This window comes from Siminovitchia sp. FSL H7-0308, assembly GCF_037980985.1.
GTDB classification, from domain to species: Bacteria; Bacillota; Bacilli; order Bacillales; family Bacillaceae_C; genus Siminovitchia; species Siminovitchia thermophila.
Window position 1 is genome coordinate 2,261,814 of the sequence record NZ_CP150282.1, and the last position, 23,958, is coordinate 2,285,771.

General features: G+C 41.8%; 25 protein-coding genes. 11 read left to right on the forward strand and 14 right to left on the reverse strand.

The window, feature by feature from the left end; translation table 11 throughout:
• Nucleotides 1–224: 224 nt before the first annotated feature.
• Nucleotides 225–869, reverse strand: a complete 645-nt coding sequence (locus MHB50_RS10765; RefSeq protein WP_340085259.1) for a YkyA family protein — start codon at nucleotides 867–869, stop codon at nucleotides 225–227.
• A gap of 161 nt (nucleotides 870–1,030) precedes the next feature.
• Here MHB50_RS10765 and def point away from each other — a divergent pair, with 161 nt between their 5' ends.
• Nucleotides 1,031–1,585, forward strand: a complete 555-nt coding sequence (gene def, locus MHB50_RS10770; protein WP_077111263.1) for a peptide deformylase — start codon at nucleotides 1,031–1,033, stop codon at nucleotides 1,583–1,585.
• A 43-nt stretch (nucleotides 1,586–1,628) separates the two neighbouring features.
• Here the strand turns inward: def and MHB50_RS10775 are convergent, their stop codons facing one another.
• Nucleotides 1,629–2,423: a Cof-type HAD-IIB family hydrolase gene (locus tag MHB50_RS10775; RefSeq protein ID WP_077111264.1), complete on the reverse strand. Its 795-nt coding sequence runs from the start codon at nucleotides 2,421–2,423 to the stop codon at nucleotides 1,629–1,631.
• Nucleotides 2,424–2,825: 402 nt separating this feature from the next.
• On the opposite strand from MHB50_RS10775, the gene MHB50_RS10780 reads away from it, so the two are divergent.
• Both MHB50_RS10780 and rnjA read left to right on the forward strand, forming a co-directional pair.
• Nucleotides 2,826–3,035 (forward strand): DNA-directed RNA polymerase subunit epsilon, encoded by a 210-nt coding sequence (locus MHB50_RS10780; RefSeq protein WP_077111265.1) that lies wholly within the window; start codon nucleotides 2,826–2,828, stop codon nucleotides 3,033–3,035.
• Between the two features lie 3 nt (nucleotides 3,036–3,038).
• Nucleotides 3,039–4,706: a ribonuclease J1 gene (gene rnjA / locus MHB50_RS10785; RefSeq protein ID WP_077111266.1), complete on the forward strand. Its 1,668-nt coding sequence runs from the start codon at nucleotides 3,039–3,041 to the stop codon at nucleotides 4,704–4,706.
• Nucleotides 4,707–4,750: 44 nt separating this feature from the next.
• On the opposite strand, the gene MHB50_RS10790 is transcribed toward rnjA, so the two are convergent.
• Nucleotides 4,751–5,416, reverse strand: coding sequence for a TrkA family potassium uptake protein (locus MHB50_RS10790; protein ID WP_077111267.1), 666 nt, complete (start codon nucleotides 5,414–5,416; stop codon nucleotides 4,751–4,753).
• An 83-nt stretch (nucleotides 5,417–5,499) separates the two neighbouring features.
• Nucleotides 5,500–6,447 carry a magnesium transporter CorA family protein gene (locus tag MHB50_RS10795; RefSeq protein WP_077111268.1) on the reverse strand — a complete coding sequence of 316 codons (948 nt, stop codon included), beginning with the start codon at nucleotides 6,445–6,447 and terminating at the stop codon, nucleotides 5,500–5,502.
• A gap of 94 nt (nucleotides 6,448–6,541) precedes the next feature.
• Between MHB50_RS10795 and MHB50_RS10800 the strand changes: the two genes are divergently transcribed.
• A complete protein-coding gene (locus MHB50_RS10800) occupies nucleotides 6,542–7,258 on the forward strand; it encodes a TrkA C-terminal domain-containing protein (protein WP_083717454.1) in 717 nt (238 codons plus the stop codon).
• On the opposite strand, the gene MHB50_RS10805 is transcribed toward MHB50_RS10800, so the two are convergent.
• The gene (locus tag MHB50_RS10805; protein ID WP_077111269.1) at nucleotides 7,246–8,118 is read right to left on the reverse strand and encodes a S1-like domain-containing RNA-binding protein; all 873 of its coding nucleotides are present in this window, start codon (nucleotides 8,116–8,118) and stop codon (nucleotides 7,246–7,248) included. The genes MHB50_RS10800 and MHB50_RS10805 overlap by 13 nt on opposite strands.
• 432 nt (nucleotides 8,119–8,550) lie before the next feature.
• Between MHB50_RS10805 and MHB50_RS10810 the strand changes: the two genes are divergently transcribed.
• The 6 genes from MHB50_RS10810 (at nucleotide 8,551) to MHB50_RS10835 (ending at nucleotide 14,933) form a co-directional block, all read left to right on the forward strand.
• On the forward strand, nucleotides 8,551–9,798 hold the full coding sequence (locus tag MHB50_RS10810) for an OFA family MFS transporter (RefSeq protein WP_205180034.1): 1,248 nt from the start codon (nucleotides 8,551–8,553) through the stop codon (nucleotides 9,796–9,798).
• 85 nt (nucleotides 9,799–9,883) lie between these two features.
• On the forward strand, nucleotides 9,884–10,243 hold the full coding sequence (locus tag MHB50_RS10815; protein ID WP_077111271.1) for a DUF2294 domain-containing protein: 360 nt from the start codon (nucleotides 9,884–9,886) through the stop codon (nucleotides 10,241–10,243).
• Between the two features lie 122 nt (nucleotides 10,244–10,365).
• Nucleotides 10,366–12,717 (forward strand): FdhF/YdeP family oxidoreductase, encoded by a 2,352-nt coding sequence (locus MHB50_RS10820; protein ID WP_205180033.1) that lies wholly within the window; start codon nucleotides 10,366–10,368, stop codon nucleotides 12,715–12,717.
• Between the two features lie 12 nt (nucleotides 12,718–12,729).
• Entirely contained in the window at nucleotides 12,730–13,554 is an 825-nt protein-coding gene (fdhD, locus tag MHB50_RS10825; RefSeq protein ID WP_205180026.1) for a formate dehydrogenase accessory sulfurtransferase FdhD, read from the forward strand.
• A gap of 102 nt (nucleotides 13,555–13,656) precedes the next feature.
• A complete protein-coding gene (locus MHB50_RS10830) occupies nucleotides 13,657–14,214 on the forward strand; it encodes a helix-turn-helix domain-containing protein (RefSeq protein ID WP_205180282.1) in 558 nt (185 codons plus the stop codon).
• Nucleotides 14,178–14,933: an IS3 family transposase gene (locus MHB50_RS10835; protein ID WP_340085265.1), complete on the forward strand. Its 756-nt coding sequence runs from the start codon at nucleotides 14,178–14,180 to the stop codon at nucleotides 14,931–14,933. Before MHB50_RS10830 ends, MHB50_RS10835 begins: the two co-directional genes overlap by 37 nt.
• A 98-nt stretch (nucleotides 14,934–15,031) precedes the next feature.
• Here the strand turns inward: MHB50_RS10835 and MHB50_RS10840 are convergent, their stop codons facing one another.
• The 8 genes from MHB50_RS10840 to MHB50_RS10875 all read right to left on the reverse strand — a co-directional run bounded on the left by MHB50_RS10840 (nucleotide 15,032) and on the right by MHB50_RS10875 (nucleotide 21,708).
• Nucleotides 15,032–16,186 (reverse strand): ISL3 family transposase, encoded by a 1,155-nt coding sequence (locus MHB50_RS10840; RefSeq protein WP_253191846.1) that lies wholly within the window; start codon nucleotides 16,184–16,186, stop codon nucleotides 15,032–15,034.
• 328 nt (nucleotides 16,187–16,514) lie between these two features.
• A complete protein-coding gene (locus MHB50_RS10845; protein WP_077109384.1) occupies nucleotides 16,515–16,970 on the reverse strand; it encodes a TlpA disulfide reductase family protein in 456 nt (151 codons plus the stop codon).
• A gap of 88 nt (nucleotides 16,971–17,058) precedes the next feature.
• Nucleotides 17,059–17,607 (reverse strand): peroxiredoxin, encoded by a 549-nt coding sequence (locus MHB50_RS10850; RefSeq protein ID WP_077109383.1) that lies wholly within the window; start codon nucleotides 17,605–17,607, stop codon nucleotides 17,059–17,061.
• A 267-nt stretch (nucleotides 17,608–17,874) separates the two neighbouring features.
• On the reverse strand, nucleotides 17,875–18,759 hold the full coding sequence (locus tag MHB50_RS10855; RefSeq protein WP_205180104.1) for a LysR family transcriptional regulator: 885 nt from the start codon (nucleotides 18,757–18,759) through the stop codon (nucleotides 17,875–17,877).
• Nucleotides 18,760–18,774: 15 nt separating this feature from the next.
• A complete protein-coding gene (locus MHB50_RS10860) occupies nucleotides 18,775–20,232 on the reverse strand; it encodes an MDR family MFS transporter (protein ID WP_236017158.1) in 1,458 nt (485 codons plus the stop codon).
• 234 nt (nucleotides 20,233–20,466) lie between these two features.
• Complete coding sequence (gene cbpB / locus MHB50_RS10865) at nucleotides 20,467–20,895, reverse strand: cyclic-di-AMP-binding protein CbpB (protein ID WP_077109381.1); 429 nt, start codon at nucleotides 20,893–20,895, stop codon at nucleotides 20,467–20,469.
• Nucleotides 20,896–21,011: 116 nt separating this feature from the next.
• Nucleotides 21,012–21,266, reverse strand: coding sequence for a YkuJ family protein (locus tag MHB50_RS10870; RefSeq protein WP_205180102.1), 255 nt, complete (start codon nucleotides 21,264–21,266; stop codon nucleotides 21,012–21,014).
• Nucleotides 21,267–21,486: 220 nt separating this feature from the next.
• Nucleotides 21,487–21,708 carry a hypothetical protein gene (locus MHB50_RS10875; RefSeq protein ID WP_077109379.1) on the reverse strand — a complete coding sequence of 74 codons (222 nt, stop codon included), beginning with the start codon at nucleotides 21,706–21,708 and terminating at the stop codon, nucleotides 21,487–21,489.
• A 435-nt stretch (nucleotides 21,709–22,143) separates the two neighbouring features.
• Here MHB50_RS10875 and MHB50_RS10880 point away from each other — a divergent pair, with 435 nt between their 5' ends.
• Nucleotides 22,144–22,599, forward strand: a complete 456-nt coding sequence (locus MHB50_RS10880) for a YkyB family protein (RefSeq protein ID WP_236017157.1) — start codon at nucleotides 22,144–22,146, stop codon at nucleotides 22,597–22,599.
• 484 nt (nucleotides 22,600–23,083) lie between these two features.
• Here the strand turns inward: MHB50_RS10880 and MHB50_RS10885 are convergent, their stop codons facing one another.
• On the reverse strand, nucleotides 23,084–23,947 hold the full coding sequence (locus MHB50_RS10885) for an NAD(P)-dependent oxidoreductase (RefSeq protein ID WP_077109377.1): 864 nt from the start codon (nucleotides 23,945–23,947) through the stop codon (nucleotides 23,084–23,086).
• Nucleotides 23,948–23,958: the final 11 nt, after the last annotated feature.

The window sequence follows — 23,958 nt, forward strand, 5'->3', positions numbered from 1 at the left end:
CCTTTCGTCAACGAATATATTTTAACATAAAGCCCTTTCCAATTTTTCAATCATTCATTCCTGTATTATTATCAATCAGAAAACTGTATTATATAAAAACTTATTTTCTTCCGCTGTTATAGTACATAATTAAAGCGCTTTCAACAGCTTTTTACAAATATCCCCGCCAAATTCACCAAAAACTGCCCGAAAAAAAAGAAACGGCTGATTCCCGTTTCTGTTGATTAAGATGCATTTTTAAGATCCTCTTCTTTATAAAAAGCAGATTTTTCTTCATTAAACTTTTTCGTATATTCGTTGAATTCTTTATTGGCCTCTATGACCTGCTCCCGGGCCTTGTTGGACGCAGCAATTTGTTGTTCCAGTTCTTCCAGTTTTAAATCTTTATTCTTCATCATTTCATACAGTTTTCGGTCTTCCTTGATGGTTGCTTTATAGGCTTTGGAAAGCTTGACATGGGCGTCATACCGTTCAGCCATAAGCTGCTCCAACTGATTTGCTTTTTCTTTTAACGGTTCATCTTCTAATGAAGGAATGGTTTCTTTTACTTTTTCAAATTCTTTTTTGGAAGCCGCGATCGCTTTCTCTTCTTTTTTAAGATATTCTTCCCGCTTTTTCAAATTGTTTAAGGCCTTGTCAGAGAGTTCCGTAACTTTGTCCATTTGTTTCATTCCGAGCTTCATCATTTCATTAAAAATCTCAGTTTCCTTTTCCTCAAGCTCGGCCATCGGTTTTTGTTGGCTTTCAAAATCTTTTTCTATGCTCACGGTTTCTTCAAGGGTTTTATATATTTTTTTTTCCGGACTTCCGCAACTTGCCAATAAAAAAGCAGAAACACATATAACGGTAGCCAATTTCCTTTTTCTCACCGGTATTCCTCCCATCGTTCACATTTCCTACTATAACGGGAGAAAAAAAGTTTTACAACCTTGAATTTTTTTATCTGGGAATGGAATGGAAGTAATCTGATTTAATTAGCTGATCTTTTTTGGTAAACTGATTATACAGTATCACATACAGGGGGATGTACATGATTTTAATGAAGGATATAGTTCGGGATGGACATCCGGTACTTAGGAAAAAAGCGGCCGACGTGCCGTTGCCGCCATCCCAGGAAGATATAGATACGATCAAAAAAATGGAGGAATTTTTAATAAACAGCCAAGATCCGGAAATAAGTGAAAGGTATGGCCTTCGGCCAGGCGTCGGATTAGCTGCTCCACAAATCAACGTGTCTAAACGAATGTTTGTTATGAGGGTTACGGATGACAAGGGAGAGAAATATCATTATGGCTTTTTCAATCCGAAAATAATGAGTCACTCAGTGGAGAAAGCCTATTTGACTTCCGGTGAGGGGTGTTTATCTGTCGACCGTGATATACCCGGTTATGTTCTTCGCCACGCACGAATCAAAGTAAAAGGATATGATGAAAACGGCAATGAAATCAAGTTGCGCTTGCGGGGTCTTCCGGCAATTGTTTTTCAGCATGAGCTTGATCATTTAAACGGCGTGATGTTTTATGATCATATCAACAAGGAAAATCCGTTCCACGTTCCGCAAGACGCCGTTCCGATTGATCGTTAACCAACCAGGCAGGAGAATGGGCTTTTCCCCTGCCTGGCTGCGTTTATTGTTTAACCGTATCAAATTCACGGGATAGAAGCCCGATTTCTTTCAATCCATTGACAATCCCATCATTTTCAACATTCGTTGTCACAAAGTCGGCATGGTCTTTCACAACTTGGTGGGCATTCCCCATCGCTACCCCGGTTCCAGCCTCTTGAAGCATTTCGATGTCATTCATTCCATCTCCAAAAGCGACGACATCTTCCATTTGGAAACCGAGTCGGCCAATCATTTGCTTGATCCCCTCCGCTTTTGATCCTCCCTTCGGTACGATATCCAGAGAAGATTCATGCCAGCGAATATAAGTAACATCATCGACCTCCGGCAAATCCCTCCCTGCATTCTCATTGGCAAAGATGAGCGCCTGGTATATTTCTTTGTTTTTGTAAAAATGAGGATCAAATTCCGGATGTGAAAGCTTCAATGAACGAAGGCTTTTTTCAATCAATTCATTATGAGGGACATTCGCTTTCATCGTTATTTCATTCATGTATACGAGCGGGTAATCACGCTCTCTTGCTGTTTCATCAATTTGTTGAAGGGCATAGCGATTGATTGGATTTTTGTAGATCGCTTCATTTTCAAAAACAACATATTGCCCGTTAAAACAAATATAGGAATGGATATTTAATTCCGCAAGCACGGGGGATATAAAAAACGGTGCCCTTCCTGTCGCAATGGCCGTATAAATGCCTTGCTTTTGCAATTGCCGGACAGCAGCCTTGGCAGATGCAGGCAATTCTTTTTGAGCATCGAGCAAAGTGTCGTCAATGTCGAAAAACACAATCTTTGTCATGATCATCCCTCTTTCTCTTATTTCCATTGTTCTCCATGAGAGTCACTCTATATTTGAGCATATAATAAAAACAAAAACGATGCATATAAAAACAACCTGTTTTATGATACTTTTACTTTTTACAAAAATCGGTTAAAATAGTGATAAGGAGTGATCCACCATGTTTAAGAAGCTGCGGAAAAAGCTTTTGAAACAGTGGAAAGACTTGCTCAGAAAGAAAACAATTGCGTAAATGATTATACCGTCATTTCCGAAACCCTCTGAATCAAAGAGGGCTTATTCTTTTTATGATAAGTGTGTGGCCGACATTTTCACCAGCCCTGCAAAAAACATGCATTCACCCGGGCTTTCTAATATAATAAAGAAAATTAACAATGACAACGGAGTTAAGGAGAGAAGAACATGATTTTTAAAGTATACTACCAGGATAGCATCCATGAAATGCCTGTCCGGGAAAAAACAAAAGTATTATTTATTGAAGCTGAAAACGAACGGAAAGTACGACATTTTTTAAAAGACCGCCAACTAAATATTGAATATATTCAATTGCTTGAAGGAAAATACCTTGAATATGAAAAGAACAGCCCGAATTTTAGTCTGGAGAATGTGTAACAGATGAAGTTTGTAAAAAATGACCAGACGGCCATTTTCGCCTTGGGCGGTTTGGGTGAAATTGGTAAAAACACATACGGGGTTCAATTTCAAGACGAAATTATCATGATTGATGCAGGAATTAAATTTCCGGAAGACGAGTTGCTCGGTATTGATTACGTCATTCCAGATTATTCCTATTTGGTGAAAAATGAAGATAAAATCAAAGGACTGTTTATCACGCACGGACATGAAGACCATATAGGCGGCATTCCGTACTTGCTGAGACAAGTGAATATACCCATATATGCCGGGAAATTGGCCATTGGGTTGATCAAAAATAAACTGGAAGAGCACGGTCTCCTGCGAAAAACAAAACTGATTGAAATTAAAGAAGACGATATCATCAAGTTTCGAAAAACATCGGTCACGTTTTTCAGAACGACCCATAGTATTCCGGATTCGTACGGAATTGTTGTTAAAACGCCTCCGGGCAATATCGTCCATACGGGTGATTTCAAGTTTGATTTCACACCGGTTGGCGAACCCGCCAATTTAACCAAAATGGCGGAAATCGGAAAAGAAGGAGTGCTTTGTCTGCTGTCCGACAGCACAAATGCCGAAGTCCCGCATTTTACAATGTCGGAGCGCAAGGTCGGCGAGAGCATTAAAGATATTTTTCGCAAAGTGGAAGGAAGGGTGATCTTTGCCACCTTTGCATCTAATATTCACCGTTTGCAGCAAGTAACAGATGCCGCAGTCGCCAACAACCGGAAAATAGCGGTATTTGGACGAAGCATGGAAGCAGCGATTGAAATTGGACAAGACCTGGGATATATCCGGGCGCCAAAAGATACATTCATCACTACCCAGCAATTGAACAGGCTCCCAGCAAATAAAGTAACCATTCTTTGTACCGGCAGCCAAGGTGAGCCGATGGCGGCACTTTCGCGTATCGCCAACGGAACGCACCGTCAAATCCAAATTCAGCCGGGGGACACAGTCGTCTTTTCTTCGTCCCCAATTCCCGGTAATACAACCAGTGTAAACCGGACGATTAACCTGCTCTACCGTGCAGGCGCTGAAGTTATTGCGGGCTCCTTGAATGATATCCACACATCCGGGCACGGAGGGCAGGAAGAGCAGAAGCTGATGCTGCGGCTTATACAGCCAAAGTTCTTTATGCCGATTCACGGAGAATTTCGCATGCAAACCATGCATGCCCAACTCGCGGTAGACTGCGGCATTCCTGAAGAAAATTGCTTTATTATGGATAATGGCGAGGTACTTGCCCTAAGTTCCAATCATGCTGAAGTAGCTGGAAAAATTCCATCTGGTTCTGTTTATATTGACGGAAGCGGCATTGGCGACATCGGGAACATCGTTCTGCGCGACAGAAGAATTCTATCTGAAGAAGGGCTCGTCATCGTTGTTGTTTCCATCGATATGAACGAATATAAGATTGCGGCTGGTCCCGATATTATATCAAGGGGATTCGTCTACATGAGAGAATCGAGCGATTTGATCAACGATGCGCAAAAGATGATCTCTAAGCATCTTCAGAAAGTCATGGAACGAAAAACAACCCAATGGTCCGAAATCAAAAATGAAATTACTGAGACACTCATGCCGTTCTTATACGAGCGGACAAAAAGAAAGCCGATGATTCTTCCCATTATTATGGAAGTATAGAAAAAATCCTCTTGAACGCTTTTCAGGCGCCCAAGAGGATTTTTTTATTCAAGTACTTTTTTTTCAAACCGGTTAATATCGGTATCAGCGCCGATAATGATTAAAATATCACCGAGTTGAAGTGGATCGTCCGCTTTTGGCGAAACGATGATTTCCTCTCCCCGTTTAATGGCGACGATATTTAAACCGAATTGCGCCCTAACATCCAATTCCACGAGGGAATGTCCAGCCAATAATTCATTTACCTTAATTTCCACAATACTGTACTCCTCAGACAGTTCCAAATAGTCAAGTACATTGTTGGAAACAATATAGTGGGCGATTCTTTTGCCCATATCCCTTTCCGGGTGAACGACATGATCCGCGCCTATTTTGCGGAGCACTTTTTCATGGTAGTCGTTTTGGGCCTTAACGGTAATATGAGTAACGCCAAGTTCTTTTAAAATTAAAGTGGTCAATATACTCGACTGGATATTATCTCCAATCGCTACAATGACGTGATCAAAGTTGCGAATGCCCAAGCTTTTTAACACTTGCTCATCCGTCGTGTCGGCTACGACAGCCTGTGTGGCGATGGAGGCAAATTCATTTACACGGTCCTCGTCTATATCGATAGCCATGACATCCATTCCTTGCTCGCTTAAGGAGTGGCAAATGCTTCCTCCAAATCGGCCCAGTCCAATGACGGCAAATTCCTTTTTCACTTTCATTCCTCCACTTTCGCTGTTATTTTATTCTACCACAATCCAGCGGAGTGTACATGATTTCCTTTGAAACGCCAGGATCATACCGTTCATTTTTTATTTTTTCGCCTTAATACGTCCCCCAGCCACCCTTTTCTGTAGAGCCACCAATAAATCAGGCCGGTGGAAGCGAGGATGATCACCCAGGCAAACAAGTATCCGAAACCCCAGTCAAGCTCCGGCATATTTTTAAAGTTCATTCCCCACAACGCTCCGAATACCGTGATTGGGGTGACTAACACCGTGAAGACTGTCAATGCTTTAATCACTTCATTGCCCCGGTATGAATATAAGTTCATATTTATATTTAAAAGTGTTTCTATTTGGCTGTCGTAATGATATAACAGCTTCATTGTCCGCTCAAGCCTTACTTTCGTCTGCCGGAACGCATCCATATCCTTAATATTTTCGTAAAAAGCCTCCTCCATAGCCAGCAACATCTCTTCTATCGGTATCGTAAGCTGTTTTAAAAAAAGCATTTCCGATCTGCGATCAAATATTTCTTCAAGAATATTGCCGTGATTATGGAAGCGAATCCTCTTTTCCAAGTCAATCAGCTTTTCCTCAAAATCATCGATCCCATCTAAAAAAGTGTTAAGGATCTCCCCCATGATAAATAAAAATGCTTCAAAGGCATTATCACACTTTTCCAGCCGTGCCATTAATGTTTGTCTCGTCATTTTAGAAATGGTGCCAATGTCAAAATCAATCGTTAACAACTTGTTCTCAGTCACATAATAATGGAGCAGCCTGTACGAATCCTCATCGCTCGGATCAGCGGAATAGTTTAACGACCCGATCAATGCGCAATCATGATGATCATCAAAAGATAGGACCCGCAAATAATTCGTTTCAATGTCCATCGCATTGTTGATCCAAACGTCGTATTCGGGAAATTTGTCAGTCAACTGTTTTAATTTATCTTTTTCTTGAAAACTAAACTCCTGCCATCTCCACCCGTTTGCAAAACAATGAATATCTTCTTTTTTTCCACTCATATGCATCACCTGCTAGTAAATTATAGGTTTTATTCCCTTTTTCCAGGTAAATATTCATGTATAGCGATTCATTTTGTTTGCAAGGGTACTTTGGATGAAGGGAGCAGATGTGATCGTGGAACTCATGTTAATGGCAGTTTATTTTATTTTCATCGCCATCGTCATTGAAATGGCGACCACTTTCCTATGTTTGACAGGTTTATCAAGAGAAGTTTCCCGCTATCAGGCCATCTCGATGTTAACGAATACCGGGTTTACAACTGATGAGGCCAAGCTCATCTTGGAACATCCCATAAGAAGAAAAATCAGCACTTTTCTTATTCTGTTCGGCGCTTTTTCACTTGCGGTTGTGATCTCCATTTTAAGCACATATTTGTCGGATGATTTGAAAATTCCCGAGATGGCGGCGCTCGTCGTTTTGTTTAGTGTATTTTTGCTGCTTTTAAAAACACAACGGGCAACAAATGTGCTAAAAAAGAAGTTTTCCTCTGAGATGAAGGACCATTATGATCCGGAAGAGCTTCCCATCAACGAAGTTCTTTATGTAAATGAAGATGATTACTTTACAGATATTCCCATTCAAGAAGGATCCTCCTATATTGGAAAAAAGCTTGCCGATATGTTTTCCGAAAATGAGGATGTGCATGTACTGTTCATAAAACGGGGTGAAGAAGCCATCCGCAAAAACTTGGACGAAGAGCATGTCCAGGAAGGTGACCTCTTCTTCGTTTATGGAAGCAAGAAAGAAATGATGCGGAAATTCCAGCACGAGCTTGACTACAAAGAACAACATAGACATCATGATTCATGACGGCTATCTTGATCGGTTATATGGGTCCAACCATCTTTTTGAATAATTTTTCCCTCTTTCATGAGTTTTCCCAGCACTTTTTTAAACAGGCCTTTGCTGATGGAAAATCGCTTCTTAATATCCTCCGCCTCACTTTTATCTGAATACGGCATCGATCCTCCGCGACCTTGTAGGTAGCGGTATATTTGTTCGGCCTGCTCGTCGATCATTTCGTGAGCTCTCGGCAAGAGAGAAACATTGATCGTGCCGTCTTCTTTTACGGCTACAACTCGCCCCTCCACATGTTGACCAAGCCGGGGCTCTTCTTTCCTTTCCGATTGATGAATAAATCCGATGTATCTTTCTTCTGTAATAATCAAAGAACCGCTAAGGAGAACCCGATACACGGTCCCCTTGACGCTTTTATTAAAAACACTTTGGCCGGCCCTGACAGAAAGCCCTCTCATTACTTCCTCATTCGCCAATTCCCCGAACAGCCTGTTTTTCTTGTCCGTTTTCATTGAACAATACAGCTTGTCCCCTTTTTCGGGCCATAACTGCAACAGTTCCGGCAAGTCATCTTTTGATATAAGCAAATCTTTTTGAAGCCCGATATGGACAAATACGCCAAGCCCCGCTTTTACTTCCACTACTTCTGCCCATCCGTATTGTCCCTTTCTGATTTGCGGAATCGTTAAAGAGGCCGAAAGACGCCCTTCATGATCCTGATATAAAAAGACAGTTTGCTTTTCCTCCGGATGAAAATTTTCGGGAACTTCCGAATGGTGAAGCAATACATCTTCCTCACCGTTTGTCAAAAAATATCCAAACGGCGCTTCACGCACTACTGTCAATTCTTTTACCGTTCCTGGTTCAAGCATGGTGTTAGTCTCCTCTATTTTTGATACATTTTTATCGAAAAAATCAACCCAATTATAGCATGACCGATTGATCCTTCCTACTTTCATTAAAAAGCAACATGATATAAAAAGCCAATATACACCATTTTTTTGAGGAAAGTGATAACAACTATATCATAAAATCCCAGAAAAATGAGTATTAAGACCTATTTTGCAATTTCAAGGTGAAAAGCGGCTCAAAATGTGAAAGATATGGTACAATTTTGTATGAAAATGGTTACAATATCGACCGGTTGGCACTTGGCAGCGAACCTGTTAAAGACTAACCACCGCCTGCGCCTATCTGTGATGGCTCTATTTGCGGTGGTTTTTACTTATTCGGAAGATACTTTGTTGAGAGCGGTTACACCCCCTGATAAAATTGCTGAACTTTTCCGAAAAGGAGGATTTCACATGGAAAAATTAAAAAATAGATGGCTGATCGTTACTTCGGCTGTGGGTATTCACATTTCGATCGGTTCCGTTTATGCATGGAGCAACTTTACAAACCCGCTCATGGAGCAATATAATTGGACTGCAAGCCAAGTCCAACTTACGTTCAGTTTGGCCATTTTATTTTTGGGTTTGTCTGCTGCTTTTTTGGGACATTTTGTGGAAAAACACGGCCCCCGAAAATCGGGCCTTTTGGCGAGCGCGTTTTTCGGAATCGGTGTCTTTTGTACCGGATTTGCCGTAAAGTTTGAATCTTTGCCCCTACTGTACATATGCTACGGTGTATTGGGGGGCATCGGCCTGGGTGTCGGCTACATTGCCCCTGTATCCACCCTTGTCAAATGGTTTCCTGACCGCAGAGGAATGGCCACCGGTATGGCGATTATGGGATTTGGCTTCGCCGCGGCAATCAGCAGTCCCATCATGGATTACCTGATTAAAAATACCGGAATCGCCAATACGTTCTTTATTCTTGGCGCGGCTTATTTTATTGTCATGACGGTTTCATCCCTATACTTGGCTAAGCCTCCGGATAATTGGACCCCGAGAGGTTATAAAGAAAAGGTGGAAGCAGGTAAAATATCCGCGGACCTGGCGCAGCTCACCGCCAATGAAGCGGTCAAAACCTCGCGTTTTTATTATTTATGGATCATGCTCTTTATTAATATTACATGCGGAATCGCCATTCTCTCCGCCGCAAGTCCGCTTGCGCAAGAGAGTATCGGCATGAGCTCGATTGAGGCGGCTGCCTTTGTAGGCGTCCTCGGGATATTCAACGGTCTTGGGAGGATCGGCTGGGCTTCGGCATCGGACTATTTGGGGCGCCCCAATACATATACAGCCTTTTTCGCCATTCAAATTGTGTTATTTGCTCTATTACCTTTTACAACGATTTCAATTTTATTCCAAATCATGCTCGCCATCATATATACTTGCTATGGAGGCGGATTTTCCTCCATTCCCGCCTATATTGGAGATATTTTTGGAACGAAGCAACTTGGAGCCATTCACGGATACATTTTAACAGCGTGGGCTGCCGCGGGAGTTGCTGGACCAATGTTTGCGGCTTGGGTAAAAGATGCAACAGGAAGCTATGGCAACAGTTTATTATTTTTTGCCGGACTGTTTGTCGTTGCTTTCGTCGTATCCCTCCTCATTCGTTTGGATATAAAAAAGCAGAAAGAACGGGGATCTGCTCATGCAAGCTAAAAACAGTTTTTAATTAACCGGGTTGAGAACTTTTGTAAACATGGTAAAATTAAGGAGAGGCAACAAAAATCAGGGGTTAACCGTTATGAAAAATTATGAAGCAGAGTTTAGCAATCTTGTACGGGCATTCCGCAAACGCCATATGGGCAAAGGCCCCAGTAAAATCAAAACGACCTTTTGTAAAAACTGGGCCATTTGCGAAATGGAAGGAAATCTTTCTCCGGTCGAAAAGTTTATTGCCAGTGCACAAGACGGTAGACAAATGGTAAGGGCTGCCCGTACCGAAATGGTAAAAGAAATGTATCGAAAGAACCACCCTGTCGAGATGGAAGAATTACTCGACGCCAAATTTCTGGATCTGTTCGTTGATATTGATATTGAAAAAGACCTGGGCATGTCCATTTTTATTTTTGACCAGGATCTTGAGAAAAAATTTCATCACTGACCATGCAGTTGGCACTTGACAGGGACCCTGTTAAAGACTAACCGCCGTGACACGCTTATCATAAAGATAAGCATGTTTGCGGTGGTTTTTTTATGAATGAAAGAAAGAAAGGATGTACTAAAATGGGAAATACTAAACATACTGGACCAATTAAATTGCCAAAAACCCCCGATCCACAGCATTGGGTGAGCCCCATTCCATTTGGCCTCGGCAAAGTAAAACCAAAACATATTCGCGATACCATGAAGGTGGTCATTGAAAACCGGGACAATCTTCCCTACGCTTATCGCATATTAACTCAGGGAGTTTGTGATGGATGTGCGCTCGGAGTATCGGGTCTGTATGATCAAACATTGGCGGGACCTCATCTTTGTACAACAAGGCTGAACGTGCTGCGGCTGAATACGATGCCCGCCATTTCGGAAAATGTGCTTCATGCGGATATTGAAGAGTTGCGAAAAATGGACAGCACCGAATTAAGAAAACTCGGACGCATCCCCTATCCCCTTTCGAGAAAACCCGGAGAAAAAAAGTTTCGGAGAATTTCGTGGGATGAGGCTTTAAACAAAATAGCCGGCAAAATCAAATCTATTGATCCCAAACAGTTGGCATTCTTCTTGACTGCACGGGGAATTACAAACGAAGTGTATTATACGGCGGCAAAATTTGCCCGTTTTATTGGGACAAACAATATTGATAATGCTTCACGAATCTGTCATTCTCCTAGTAAAACGGCATTAAAAAGATCTTTGGGCATCGGCGCATCCAGCTGCAATTACAAAGATTGGATCGGAACCGATGTGCTCATTTTCTGGGGCTCGGTTGCGGCGAACAACCAGCCTGTCTCGACAAAGTATATGTACGCAGCCAAAAGGAAAGGAACAAAAATTATTTGTATTAATCCATATAAAGAGCCCGCCATGGACGGATATTGGGTCCCTTCCATCCCTGAATCCGCCTTATTTGGCACCAAAATTGCCGATGATGTATATCAAGTAAATATAGGCGGTGATATCGCCTTTATGAATGGCATTATAAAGCATTGGTTCGAGATGGAAGAGAAACATCCCGGCTCCGCGATCAATCATGAATTTGTTTCCCGGCACGCCAACGGTTATGAGGAACTAAAAGTTCATATTGAAGAGCAATCTTGGGAACAGCTCGAACAATCATCGGGCGTCTCAAAAGAAAGAATGCTTGAATTCGCGCAGCTTCTGGCCAACTCAAATAGCGGTGTATTCGTTTGGTCAATGGGATTAACCCAACACAGGTTTGGCACGGATAACATATCACAAGTGGCCAATTTGGCTATCTTAAGGGGATTTATCGGCAAAGAACATTGCGGCGTCATGCCGATCCGCGGCCACTCAGGTGTACAAGGTTCCGGAGAGATGGGAGCAGATCCATTCGTCCTTCCCGGAGGGGATTTTGAACCTGAAAACATAAAGAGAATGGAAAAAGTATGGGGTTTTGACATACCGAAATGGCAAGGTGACATCGTGGGTGTTTCCCTTGAAAATGCCTTGCTTCCGGAAGACCGTGAGCGAAAGCTGAAAGTATTTTATACTTCGGGCGGAAACTTCCTGGAAACAATGCCTGATCCGGAATTCATGGAAAAATGTTTAAGCAATGTAGATATAAGGGTACACCAAGATATTATATTAAATACTTCAACGCTTGTAGATGCGAAAGAGGAAGTGATTGTCCTCCCTGCCCAGACACGCTATGAACAGCGCGGTGGCGGTACTTCGACTTCCACGGAGAGGATGGTATATTTCTCGCCGGAAATTCAAGGACCCAGAATCGAAGAAGCCCGGTGTGAGTGGGAAATATATGTTGATCTTGCTGCTCGGATCAAACCGGATATGAAGCACCTCATGACGTTTAACGAAGCACAGGAAATCCGTGATGAAATTGCCGTGGCCAACCCAAACTATGACGGCATCCAACATTTAAAAAAGCGTGGCGATGTCTTTCAATGGGGAGGAGCTTGGCTCTGTGAAGGCGGCAATTGTCCAACAGAGGATGGGAAAGCCAATTTAATTCCGATTGAGTTGCCGGAATTGCGTAAACCGGACGGCCATTTCTATGTGACCACAAGACGGGGCAAACAATTTAACTCGATGATATACAGCGAGAAAGATCCTTTCAACGCTGCTGACAGATATGATGTGTTAATCAACGAAGAAGACGCGAAAGAACTTGGTATTGCCGATCAGGAAGCTATCGTTGTTTATAACCAATTTGGCACCTTTCAAGGGAGAGCCAAATACGCGGATACACGGCGCGGAAATATTTCCGTTTATTGGCCTGAAGGAAATGTACTGCTTCAAAAAGGCATTTATGAACAATTTGCGGGAATTCCTGAATATAATATCGGTGTCGTTGTTGAAAAAGCGGACACATTCAATGCCAAAAAAGATATTCAATACTTGGAGAAAAGGATCGATGACTTAGAGCAGGAAATTAGTTAAGCAGGTGATCAGATGAATCACATGGTCAAAAAACATCTCAACATATGGAAATATGATGGGCAGACAATCCGCAAAACCGAGGACTGCGCAGCTGTAGAATTTCCTTTTACGATTTATATTGATGGAGAAGAGTTCGCGACGGCAGTTTGTTCACCGACTGATCTTGAACAACTGGCCGTCGGCTTCCTGGCATCAGAAGGAATCATCCGGCAAATGGATGATCTGGATTCATTGGACATTGACCAAGCTCGTGGTTTTGCCTATGCCGCCTTAAAAAGAAAACAAACGATTTCCAAAGAGTTTTACTCGAAACGGATGATCGGCTCATGTTGCGGCAAAAGCAGACAATTCTACTTTTACAACGATGCTAAAACAGCCAAAACTGTCATGTCCAAACAACAGATTTCGATCACCCAATGCTTTCGTTTAATGGCAGACTTGCAAACGCAATCCGAGGACTTTTTGCTCACCGGCGGCGTCCATAATGCCGCTCTTTGCACAGCCGATGATATTATGGTTTCCTTCTCAGATATCGGCCGCCACAACGCCCTAGACAAAATATACGGCTATTGCTTAATGAATCACGTACCTTTGCACGATAAAATCATTGCCTTCAGCGGCAGGATTTCATCCGAGATCGTTTTAAAAGCCGCAAAAATTGGTGTCGGCATTCTTATTTCCAAATCCGCTCCAACCACACTGGGAATCAGTTTGGCTGAGGACCTCGGCATCACTGCTATCGGTTTTGTCAGGAAAAACCAGCTGAATATTTACTCGCATCCACACCGAATCATCGAAGTAGCTGACGATTTAGAGGAAGATGCCACAACCAAATAGAGGCTGAGACAAACCTCTATAAAAATGGATAAACCGCGTGAAATCAAGTGGTACTTACCCCCGAAAGTTAGAGTAGAAAATCTAATTTTCGGGGGTGTTTTTATGGCTAAATATAATGAAGAATTTAAAATAAAGCTTGTCACCGAGTATTTATATGGCAACCTAGGATATAAATCATTGGCAAAAAAATATAATATGGGTAGTGAAACACCAATAGTTGAATGGGTGAAAGTGTATAAATCTCAGGGAATGGATGGGTTAAAAAGAAAGCAAACTAGGGAAATGTATCCTGTCCAATTTAAATTAGATACGATACAATTTGTGTTAAAGACAGGTGCTTCTTATTTAGAAACTGCTGTTCAATTTAAGTTGAACAACCCTTCCTTAATTAGACGCTGGATGAAAGAATTTAAGGAACAAGGTGTAGAAGGCCTGAAACCAAAGGGGGAGTCTTCTATGTCCAAGAAACCCAATAAACCAAAGAAAAAGGAAGAAATAAAGTTAACACGTGAAGAAGAGCTGGAACGTGAGAATGAACTACTAAGGCTAGAAAATGCGTATCTAAAAAAGTTGCGAGCTTTTCGGGAGAATCCGAATGCCTTCCACGAAAAGCACAGGCAAAGGTGGCATTCGAACTTAAAGAAGAAGGATTCCGATTAAAACATATTCTCCTTGTTGTGGGTATTCCTGAAGCAACCTATCACTATCATGTAAAAAACTTCGGTAAAGAAGATGCGGATGCAGAAATAAAAGAACTCATTAGACACCTATTTAAGCAATTCCATGAACGCTATGGTTATAAACGAATCACAAAAGAATTAAAGAAATTAGGACATTGCGTTAATCATAAGAAAGTGTATCGGCTTATGCGGGAATTAAGTCTGAAATGTGTTAAATTTATGCGGAAATCTCGGAAATACAACTCCTATAAGGGATGGGCTGGAAAGGTAGCGAAAAACCTTCTATCCCGCCGTTTTAACACATCTATTCCTCTTCAAAAATTAGTAATTGACATTACAGAATTCAAATGTCTAGGCGAAGAGAAGTTGTATTTAAACCCTATTCTTGACCTTTATAATGGAGAAATTATTTCGTTTGGAATTAAGAAACGTCCAACATTGGATCTTGTCATGGAACCTTTAGACGAAACAATTGAGATCATAAAGAATCACGCAACCTACCGTACTACCGTCCACTCGGATCAAGGGTGGCATTACCAACACAAACAATGGGTTAAAACATTAAAGAAAAATAATGTATTCCAAAGCATGTCACGTAAAGCAGCCTGCGCAGACAACGCCTCGATGGAGAATTTCTTTGGCATTTTAAAGCAAGAAATGTATTATGGGGAAAAATTAGTAAGCTATGAGGAGTTATAGAGGAGAAAAGAAGACTATATCTACTGGTATAACAATGAACGATCCAAAGAAAAATGGTTCTATGTCAAATGTTGGGGTGAAGTGAGATGGAATCTCACCTACCCAACATGACTTCCAATTTTTTTATACTTATGTAAAAGAAGTATTCTTGCCCTTGCCCTTAGGAAGTTCCTAAATCCAAAGGCGTTCCTCTTCATGACTTTCGTCAGGTTATTAATTCCCTCCAAAAAACCATTTGAGTAATCAAATAAAAAGCTGTTTAGTACCTCTGTCTGCCAGTTCTTGAATGTACGGATAGCCTTCACAAATTCAGGGATGCCCTCTTGTTCTACCTTCCTATAAAAATCCATTAATCCTTGCTTGGTTTCTTGGATCTTAGCCTGTCCATTTTCCTTGGCTTGCTTAAACCAACAGCAGTAGGACTCTTTCAACTCGTAAGCCCTGCGAAGCTCTTCGTCCATCCCAAGGTACCTGTCCAAATACCAGCGATCCTCTTCGGTCAGCTTTGCACTGTCTTTGTAAAACACATAGCGCATCCTTTTACATTTCTTCCGATCATAATCATTCCAATCAGACTGGATTCTTCTTCTGACCCCGTCAAGAGCCCAATAAATATAACGGCAAAAATGAAAACGATCTGCTACAATAACTGGCTTCCCCAACGCCTTTCGGACAGCTGCTTTAAAAGAAGGGCTCATATCCATAATGACCACTTCCACATTGGTTCCATGTTTTTGGAGATAATCCTTGATGGTCTTCTTTTTTCGGTTTGGCAAGATATCAATCGGTTCCTTTGTCTCCCCGTCAGCAATAATCAATTGATATTTTCCTTCCTTTGTATCTCCCTTGTACTCATCGATGGCGATCACCCTGGGCAGTTCTTGAACCTCTGTCATTTCCTTTACGGCCAAACGATCAAACCTGCGCATGACAGTTGATACGGAGACACCAAACTGCTGGGCAGTTTCCTTAAATGTCTTCGCTTGCACGATCCGAACGGATACTGCCTGATTCCACTCGATAGAAAGCCGTTGATATCGATGAACAAAAGGATTGTCCTCCGCAAATCTCTTCCCGCACGAACAGGCATAGCGGCGCTTTTTGTAGAAGAGGTACGTCAACCGTTCAAACCACTTTAAATGTTTGATCTTTTGGATCCGGTAATCATGAATTTTCTTAGTCCTTTCCCCACAGCTGGGACACTTATGTACCTTGACAGCCATTTCTACATGAAGCGCAATACGATCTTCCATTTTCTCCACTTTTGTGATCCATACATCTTCAAGGCCGGGGATTTTTATGGTAAAATTCACTTGCACGCAACTCCAATCTTTTCTTGTTTCTAGGCAATTCAAGTATAAAAGAATTGGATGTTTGCGTGTATATTTTTATGTGCAAATTATGTGGAAACCCCAACATTTAGTATAGAGCCAGAAAAATTGACTGGACTAAGTCCGGTCCAATACCGAACTCAATCCAGCCAATCAGCTGCATAATAAAAACTCTAGCTTTTAGGGGTAACCACCAATATAAAAAGATGATTTCACGCGGCTTTATCGTCACAATTTATCGTTATGGGTTTTATTGTTGCTTTTCCATTTCTCCAAGAACACGGTTAACTCTTTTCTCAAGCATCTTCATTCCGCCGCCCCCGGCTTGGAAATGGCGCAACTTGCCATCTTTATCAAATACATAATAGGCGGGAACATATTGGTTTTCGAAAGCATCGGCTAATTTCATTTCACTATCCACGAAGATCGGCTGGGTAATATCATGGTCAGCAGCCACCTTCTTGATTTCATTTAAATCAAGATCGTCCTCTGAACGCGGCATATGTACGGCCACAACATTTAATTTATCCTGATACTTATCGCGGAATTCATTCACTTGCGGCATTGCCTCTTTGCACAAATGGCAGCTGATCGACCAGAAATGAATAAGGGTGGGCTTTTCGCCTACAAGCTCCTCTTTTGTAACCTGGCCATTCAGCCAATCTACAGCACCGTTCAGTTCAGGCATGGGCTCACGTAATTTCATTCGCTATCCCTCTTTTCTCGTAAAATAGTTTTCGATATGGGAAGGACAGACACAATGGGTGCCTGTCCTCAAAAAGGTTTATTTAAAATTAAACATTCAATGTTTCTTGTCCTGGTCTCCAGTTGGCAGGGCAAAGGCCACCTGTTTGCAACGCTTGAAGTACGCGAAGCGTTTCATCAACATCACGGCCGATATTGTTGTGGTTTACAACAGAGTACATCATTTCCCCTTCAGGGTTGATGATGAAAAGGCCACGAAGGGCGATTCCTTCTTCTTCAATTAAAACGCCATACTCCCGGGATACGGCGTGGTTTGTGTCAGCCGCAAGCGGATATTTCAATTGACCCAATCCATTGTCTTTACGGTCTGTGTTAATCCAAGCCAAGTGTGTATGAATCGTGTCCGTAGAAACCCCAATCACTTCTGCATCCAAATCTTCGAACTCATCATAACGGTCGGAAAGAGCTGTAATCTCAGTCGGACAAACAAATGTGAAGTCCATTGGATAGAAGAAAAGCACTGTCCACTTGTCATTTTTCATGTTCTCTTCCAAACTTACCTTGCCAAACTCTTTGTTGGGCATAACAGCATCCATTTCAAATCGAGGAGCTTGCTTACCTACCATACGTTCTGCCACAAAAATCCCTCCGTTGTTATAATTATTATTAATTGAGAAAATGAAATACATTTTCTCATATAAAACTTGATTACATTTGACATTATAGGCTAAATTTCGACACAAGTCAACATAAATTATAATAAATGTAATTAAAAACTAATTACTGTTTAGAATTTCGTTCACACTTTTTAAGTTATACCCCAAAAAGGGGAATTTATTCCTTATTTAAGATAAGTGTAGCACGCTTCAGTAATTTGTTAAAATAAAATGCCTTTATTAAAACAACTACATAACAGGCTGATCTTTACTATAATCCCTTACTACATCAAGGAAAGCCTGTACCTGTCGCAATTCAAATGCCGAATCATACCCCAAGAGCCATGTATCTCTTCTGATCGGGGTCCCCCGTTCATCCAAAAGGGGAATTTTGTATATATTATTTTCAGTTTCATTAATCGTAATGGCCGGTAAAATAGCGTAACCGATTCCGTTATACGTCATTTGCTTGCACGTTTCGATCTGATCCACGACAATAGACCTTTTGGGAAAAGTTTGAAACTGACGGTGCCACCAATCCTGAATCTCCTGATAATAATTGGAGTCACTTTTAAATTGGATGAAAGGCCTGTCCGTTTCAATGACTTGTTCAATCTTTTGAATTTCACGGTCAACAAGATATAGACTATCCTTGAACAACGGGTATTTCGTGCCCTTCCAATCGGTTGTCCCCCGAGTGATCCCTATATGAACCTCGCCTTCGTATAAAGCTTTCAATATTTCACTGCTCCATCCTGTAATGAGAGATATTCTCACATGTGGATATTGAGTGACAAATTGTTTTAATACTTTCGGCAGCCAATTTTGACCGACAATCGAAGCGCAGGCAATTTTCAATGTTCCGTGTACATGCGTTTCCAATGCCCGAATCTCTTCATATACCCTTTCCTGCTTCTCCAGTGTTTCGCTTGCAAATTGAACGACCTTTTCACCGGAAGGTGTAAGCATTAAGCCTTTTTGTGATCTGATAAACAGCTTTGTCCCCCATTGTTTCTCAATATTTTGTAGACGCTGGGATAATGCAGGCTGCGAGACGAACAGCTTTTCCGCCGCTTTTCGCATATTCATTTCTTTGGCCAAAACCGTTAACAATTTTAAATCAGTTAAAGACATAGCATTCCCTCTTCATTATGATGATGACGAATCAACTTGCCAATTTTTCTTTTTAGGCAAAAAGAATATTAAAATAAGACTTATGATGCCAAAAATCAAAACTGCTACATAGACAGAATGGAGCGAATGGGATAATCCGTCTTGCAAAAGCGCTTTGACGGCAGGAAGCAATTCACTTCTTTGCTCCTCCGTCAACAGCTTGTTCGTGGAATCCAGTGTAAGCTCCTCCCCCACCTTTCCACCTCGCTCAGAAAAATAGCGGAGTATTTGACCATTTAATATTCCGCCAAGCAAAGCCGCTCCCACAGTATTTCCCAAGTTTCTCATGAACATGTTCGTTGCTGTCGTGATTCCCCGCTGTTTCCAGCTCACGGCACTTTGGATCAGTACGATAAATGACGTTGATGTCATACCCATCCCAACGCCAAAACAAAAAGAAGACAAGGCCGCGCCACCAGGGCCGGCAGCAGGAACAATGGCTACAAACAACAAACCGCCAACGACCAAAAATATCCCGCCGATAAAAGATGTATTCCGATAGCCGATCTTTAACATCAATTTCCCCGCAACAGTCGAGGCAATCGGCCAACCAATGGACATGGCCGTTAATGTAAAGCCCGCGACAGTTGCACTTTCTTCCATGACACCTTGTACATAGGCAGGCAAAAAGCTGGATATTCCAATAAGCATCAATCCCGTTGTAAACGAAACTACATTGGCAATGAAGAGCGGCCGGATTTTCCATATTTCAAATGGAACCATCGGTTCGGCTGTTTTTTGTTCCTGGACGATAAAGAACAGAAATGCCGCAACAGCAATTACAGATAAGCCGATGATTTGGGGGGAGGTCCAAGAAAATCGCACTCCCCCTTCGACAAGAATAATCATGAGCGAGGCAATAACGACCGTTAACAGGCCGGCTCCGGCATAATCAATCTGAGGCTTCTTCTTCTCCATATTTTCATGAAGAAAGAGCCAAAAACCCACCATGGCGAGCAGACCGAGGGGGATGCTCACCCAAAACACCCATCTCCAACTGAGAAATTCAACCAACAGGCCGCCTACTGCCGGACCCATAACGGCTGAAATCCCCCAAACGCTCGATAAATAACCTTGAATCTTCGGACGTTCTTCTGGCGAATATATATCACCGACGATCGTTGTCGCGATGGGCATGACTGCGCCGGCGCCGATCCCTTGAAGCAGCCGAAAAAGAATCAGTTGTCCCATGGAGGCGGCAACCCCGCAAAGGAGCGACCCAAGAAGGAATATGCCGATCCCGAAAGTGATAACCGGTTTTCTTCCAAATAAATCGGCCAGCTTGCCGTAGATCAGGACAGTAATGGTATTCATTAACAAATAGGCTGAAAATACCCAGCTATAATGTGAAAAACCGCCCAACTCCCCCACAATGGCCGGCATGGCGGTGGCGACGATAGTGGCCTCGACCGCTCCGACAAACATGGCAAGCATAACGGCAACCAGCACATATTTTCTCTTTGTTTCTTTTTTTTCTGTATTTTGAATAGTATCTTCCACAAACGCCCCTCCCGAAATCCCAATTGGTTTCCCCATTCCTTTTAGAACCGTATTATGAACAGAAGACCCCCATTGCAGGGAAAAGAAAAAATGACCCTTTTGAATTTTTCAAAAACAAACCATAAAAAATGGGCTCCCGAATGAGGGAGCCTCCCTTGATGTTTATGTTTAAAGCTGCATTTTTAATTCTTTTAAAAGGGCTCTTCTTGTAAAAATGCCTTCAAAATACCCCTCATCATCCAGTACACACAAAAAAGGATGGTCGATGAGCAAATCAACCGCTTTTTCAAATGGATCCTTCAACAAGACGATCGGGATGTTTACCGCCATAACATCTTCCACTTTCTTATCACTAAGCTTTTCAAACTCAATTCGTTCCAATCCAAGAATGGATTCCGTAATGATGGCGGAACTGATTAATCCGTGTAATTTAAAACGGGCATCAAGGACCGGAATCGCGGAATAACCACTTTTTGTCAATACGAGCAAAGCGTGTTCCAGGTTATTGCCAACTTGAACGTGGGCTACTTTCTCAGATGGTATGATATAGTCGCTTATCTTTGGGTTTGTAAACGCATGACTTTTTAAGGAAAGCATTGTAAACTCCCTCATCTCTTTAAAATCTTTCTTACTTCATTTTACCATAAATTAAGAAAAGGGAAACCAATATGCCATAGCAAAAAAGCACTTTCACATCCCGCAAGCAGCTTTATTTAAGAGAGATTTTTCACTTCCTGGACGATGTCAAAAATCTCGATAGCCGCAGCATCAATATCATCAAACTGGTACACTCGCTTATTTTTGTGTTTGTCGTACTCTTCAACTTCAAACGTTTTTTTGTCGGGAAAAAATTTTACTTGGCAAATAACCTTTCCGTTTACTTCAAACTGTCTTTGCGGAAAGTCATCGTAGTCCGTCATATTTTGCATGGATTGCAATCTTTGAATAATGCCCATTAATTGTGACATGTTTAAAACCCCTTTCTTTGGGAGACACACTAATTATAAAAGAAGCACCTTTCACATTGCAAACTGTTTTTCTTGCTTGTGCTAAATTTGCCACTCCTTTATTTTCCAGGGGTAAAAAAACCTTGATTTTGCAGGGAAATAAAATCCGAAGCCAGTCACCGGCATTTTGCGAAAGGCTCACTGACAATAAAAAGTGAAAAAAGCAGGCTGTCAGCCTGCATCATTCATCTTCTTTCATATTTAATAAGGATTCATTCAATTTTTCAAGTGAGCGGATAATTGTTTTCTTGCGGTTATAGCCTTTGACATTCACCGATACCGTATTCATGCTCGTAAACACTTGTCCCCATGAGCCATACGGTTTAAAACCGTAAATATATATTTTAATGACTCCTGATTTTGTCGGCAGGAAAAGAGCTTCATAAGTGTTGTTTTTTAACATTTTAATCCCCTTCCATCGTTCTTCCCAGCCAATGTTATATAAAGTATCCCATCATACGAATGTTTGGTCTGACAAAGTAAATATACACTTGAAGCCTTGTGTTTTCAAGTGTAAATTCTTTTTAATAAAATCAATGAATGAAATGTTTGTGGTCAAAGAAATAATCAAACTGGGTGAATCTTTATAACATAACATAAAATCGCCACTCTTTTTAAAATAGACGTGAAGTTTTTTCGGAAAACTGCTGGAACAATGTACCGAAGTTTCGTACCGAACGAACGGATCAAGAAAAAAATCCTCCAGTCTGCCATTATTCAGATATAGCGCGCCAAAACTGACCACTCCGAAGCCAGTGGTATCTTTCCAACAGATCTATAAAATGTTATAATAATGTCAAATTCAATCAATCTCAAGAAAGGGGAACTTTCTGTGGACCTGGATTCCAATAAGACGCACCCATTGCCGCCGACGATTGAAAACCTTTCACAAGCCATTTTTACCGTCAACAGACATGCGAAAACCGCCATTAACCCCAAATTTTTATATAAACTGAAAAAAACGGCTATTGACAAAATGATTCAAGAAAAAAAAGCGACAAAGACAGGACTGCATTTTTCAAGAAATCCGAGATTCAGCCAACAGCAATCAGATGTTTTGGTAAAATGCGGTGATTACACCTTTCACATACCGCCCACTAAAGAGGATTTTCAACGTTTACCCCATTTAGGCCATCTTGATCAACATTCCCGCAATCCTAAAACCCGAATGCCGCTTAATACAGCAAAGAAGCTTTTACAAGAATATACAGGTCTTAAAGAAACCAAACAAAACCCCCATCGTCCAGAAAGAAAGAAGCCTACATTTAAAAAATTGGGCGACAGCTTTTTTTAATAGGCTAAGACCGTCTGTGCAGGCTGTCTGAAAAAGATACAGCCTTTACGGGAAGAGCTGCCTCCTTCAAGGAGACAGCGAAATCGTAAAAATATGTTAAGCGGCTTGGGGCAAAGCCGTTTAATCTTTTTGATACCGTTCATGTCATAAAAGTCAATGACTTGTTTCATCCTTCCAATGGATCGTACTTCTTGCATTTTACCATACTCGAAGTGGCTTTCATGTCGCTGTCAAGACATCGCCAATACGCGACATCCTCTCTGCTTCACTAACCATTCGTTACACACTCAAATAATGCATTTTGAAATCCGAGATCCCTATGAAAATGCTTCATTTATACATGGAAGCGCCGCATGCAGGTTCTGAAAACTCCGTGAATGATGTGAAGCATGACTTCTTTGGGGGCTTGTAAAAGGAAAACCCCCAATGAGTGAGCTTGTCGCCTGTCTACTCATTGGGAGCACATCATTGTTTGATGGGGTATTTACTTCCAATACTTAATCAATGCCTGTGTTCCGCTTTCTTCTTCTCCTTTTTTCGCAATAGCTTCATACATTTGTTTGGCCAATTCCAATCCCGGAAGCTTCAAATCCATTTTATCTGCTTCCTCAAGAGCGATGCCCATATCTTTGATAAAGTGCTTAACAAAAAACCCAGGCGAATAATCTTCTTTTAAAACCCTGGGAAGCAGGTTGGACATCGACCAGCTTCCGGCCGCGCCCGTGCTGATCGATTGGAGCATTTTCTCCGGATCTAGCCCTGCTTTTCTTGCATAAATGAGCGCTTCCATGACGCCAATCATGTTCGATGCAATGGCAATTTGGTTGCACATCTTCGTATGCTGGCCCGCCCCGGCCTCGCCTTGATAAACAATATTGTTTCCAAGGATTTCCAAAATCGGCTTAAGCTGTTCGAAAGTCTCTTTTGACCCGCCTGCCATAATGGAAAGCGTTCCGTTTTTCGCCCCGATATCACCGCCTGATACGGGCGCATCGAGCGCTCCAATACCGCGTCTTTGCGCCTCTTGAGCAATCTTTTTGGCAAGTGTCGGTGTTGAAGTCGTCATATCGACCACTATTTTTCCTTTGGAAGCCCCATTAAAAATCCCGTCATCACCAAAATAAACATGCTCCACATCATGCGGATAACCGACCATCGTTATAATGACATTTGCATCACTTGCCACCTCTTTGGGGCTTACTTTCCATTCGGTCCCTTCCCTGATCAAATCTTCAGCTTTTTCTTTCGTGCGTGTATGAATAAGAACACGGTAACCATGTTTTTGCAAATTCCGCACCATTGATTTTCCCATGACACCGATTCCAATAAAGCCGATCACTGCATCCATTGTAAAAACCG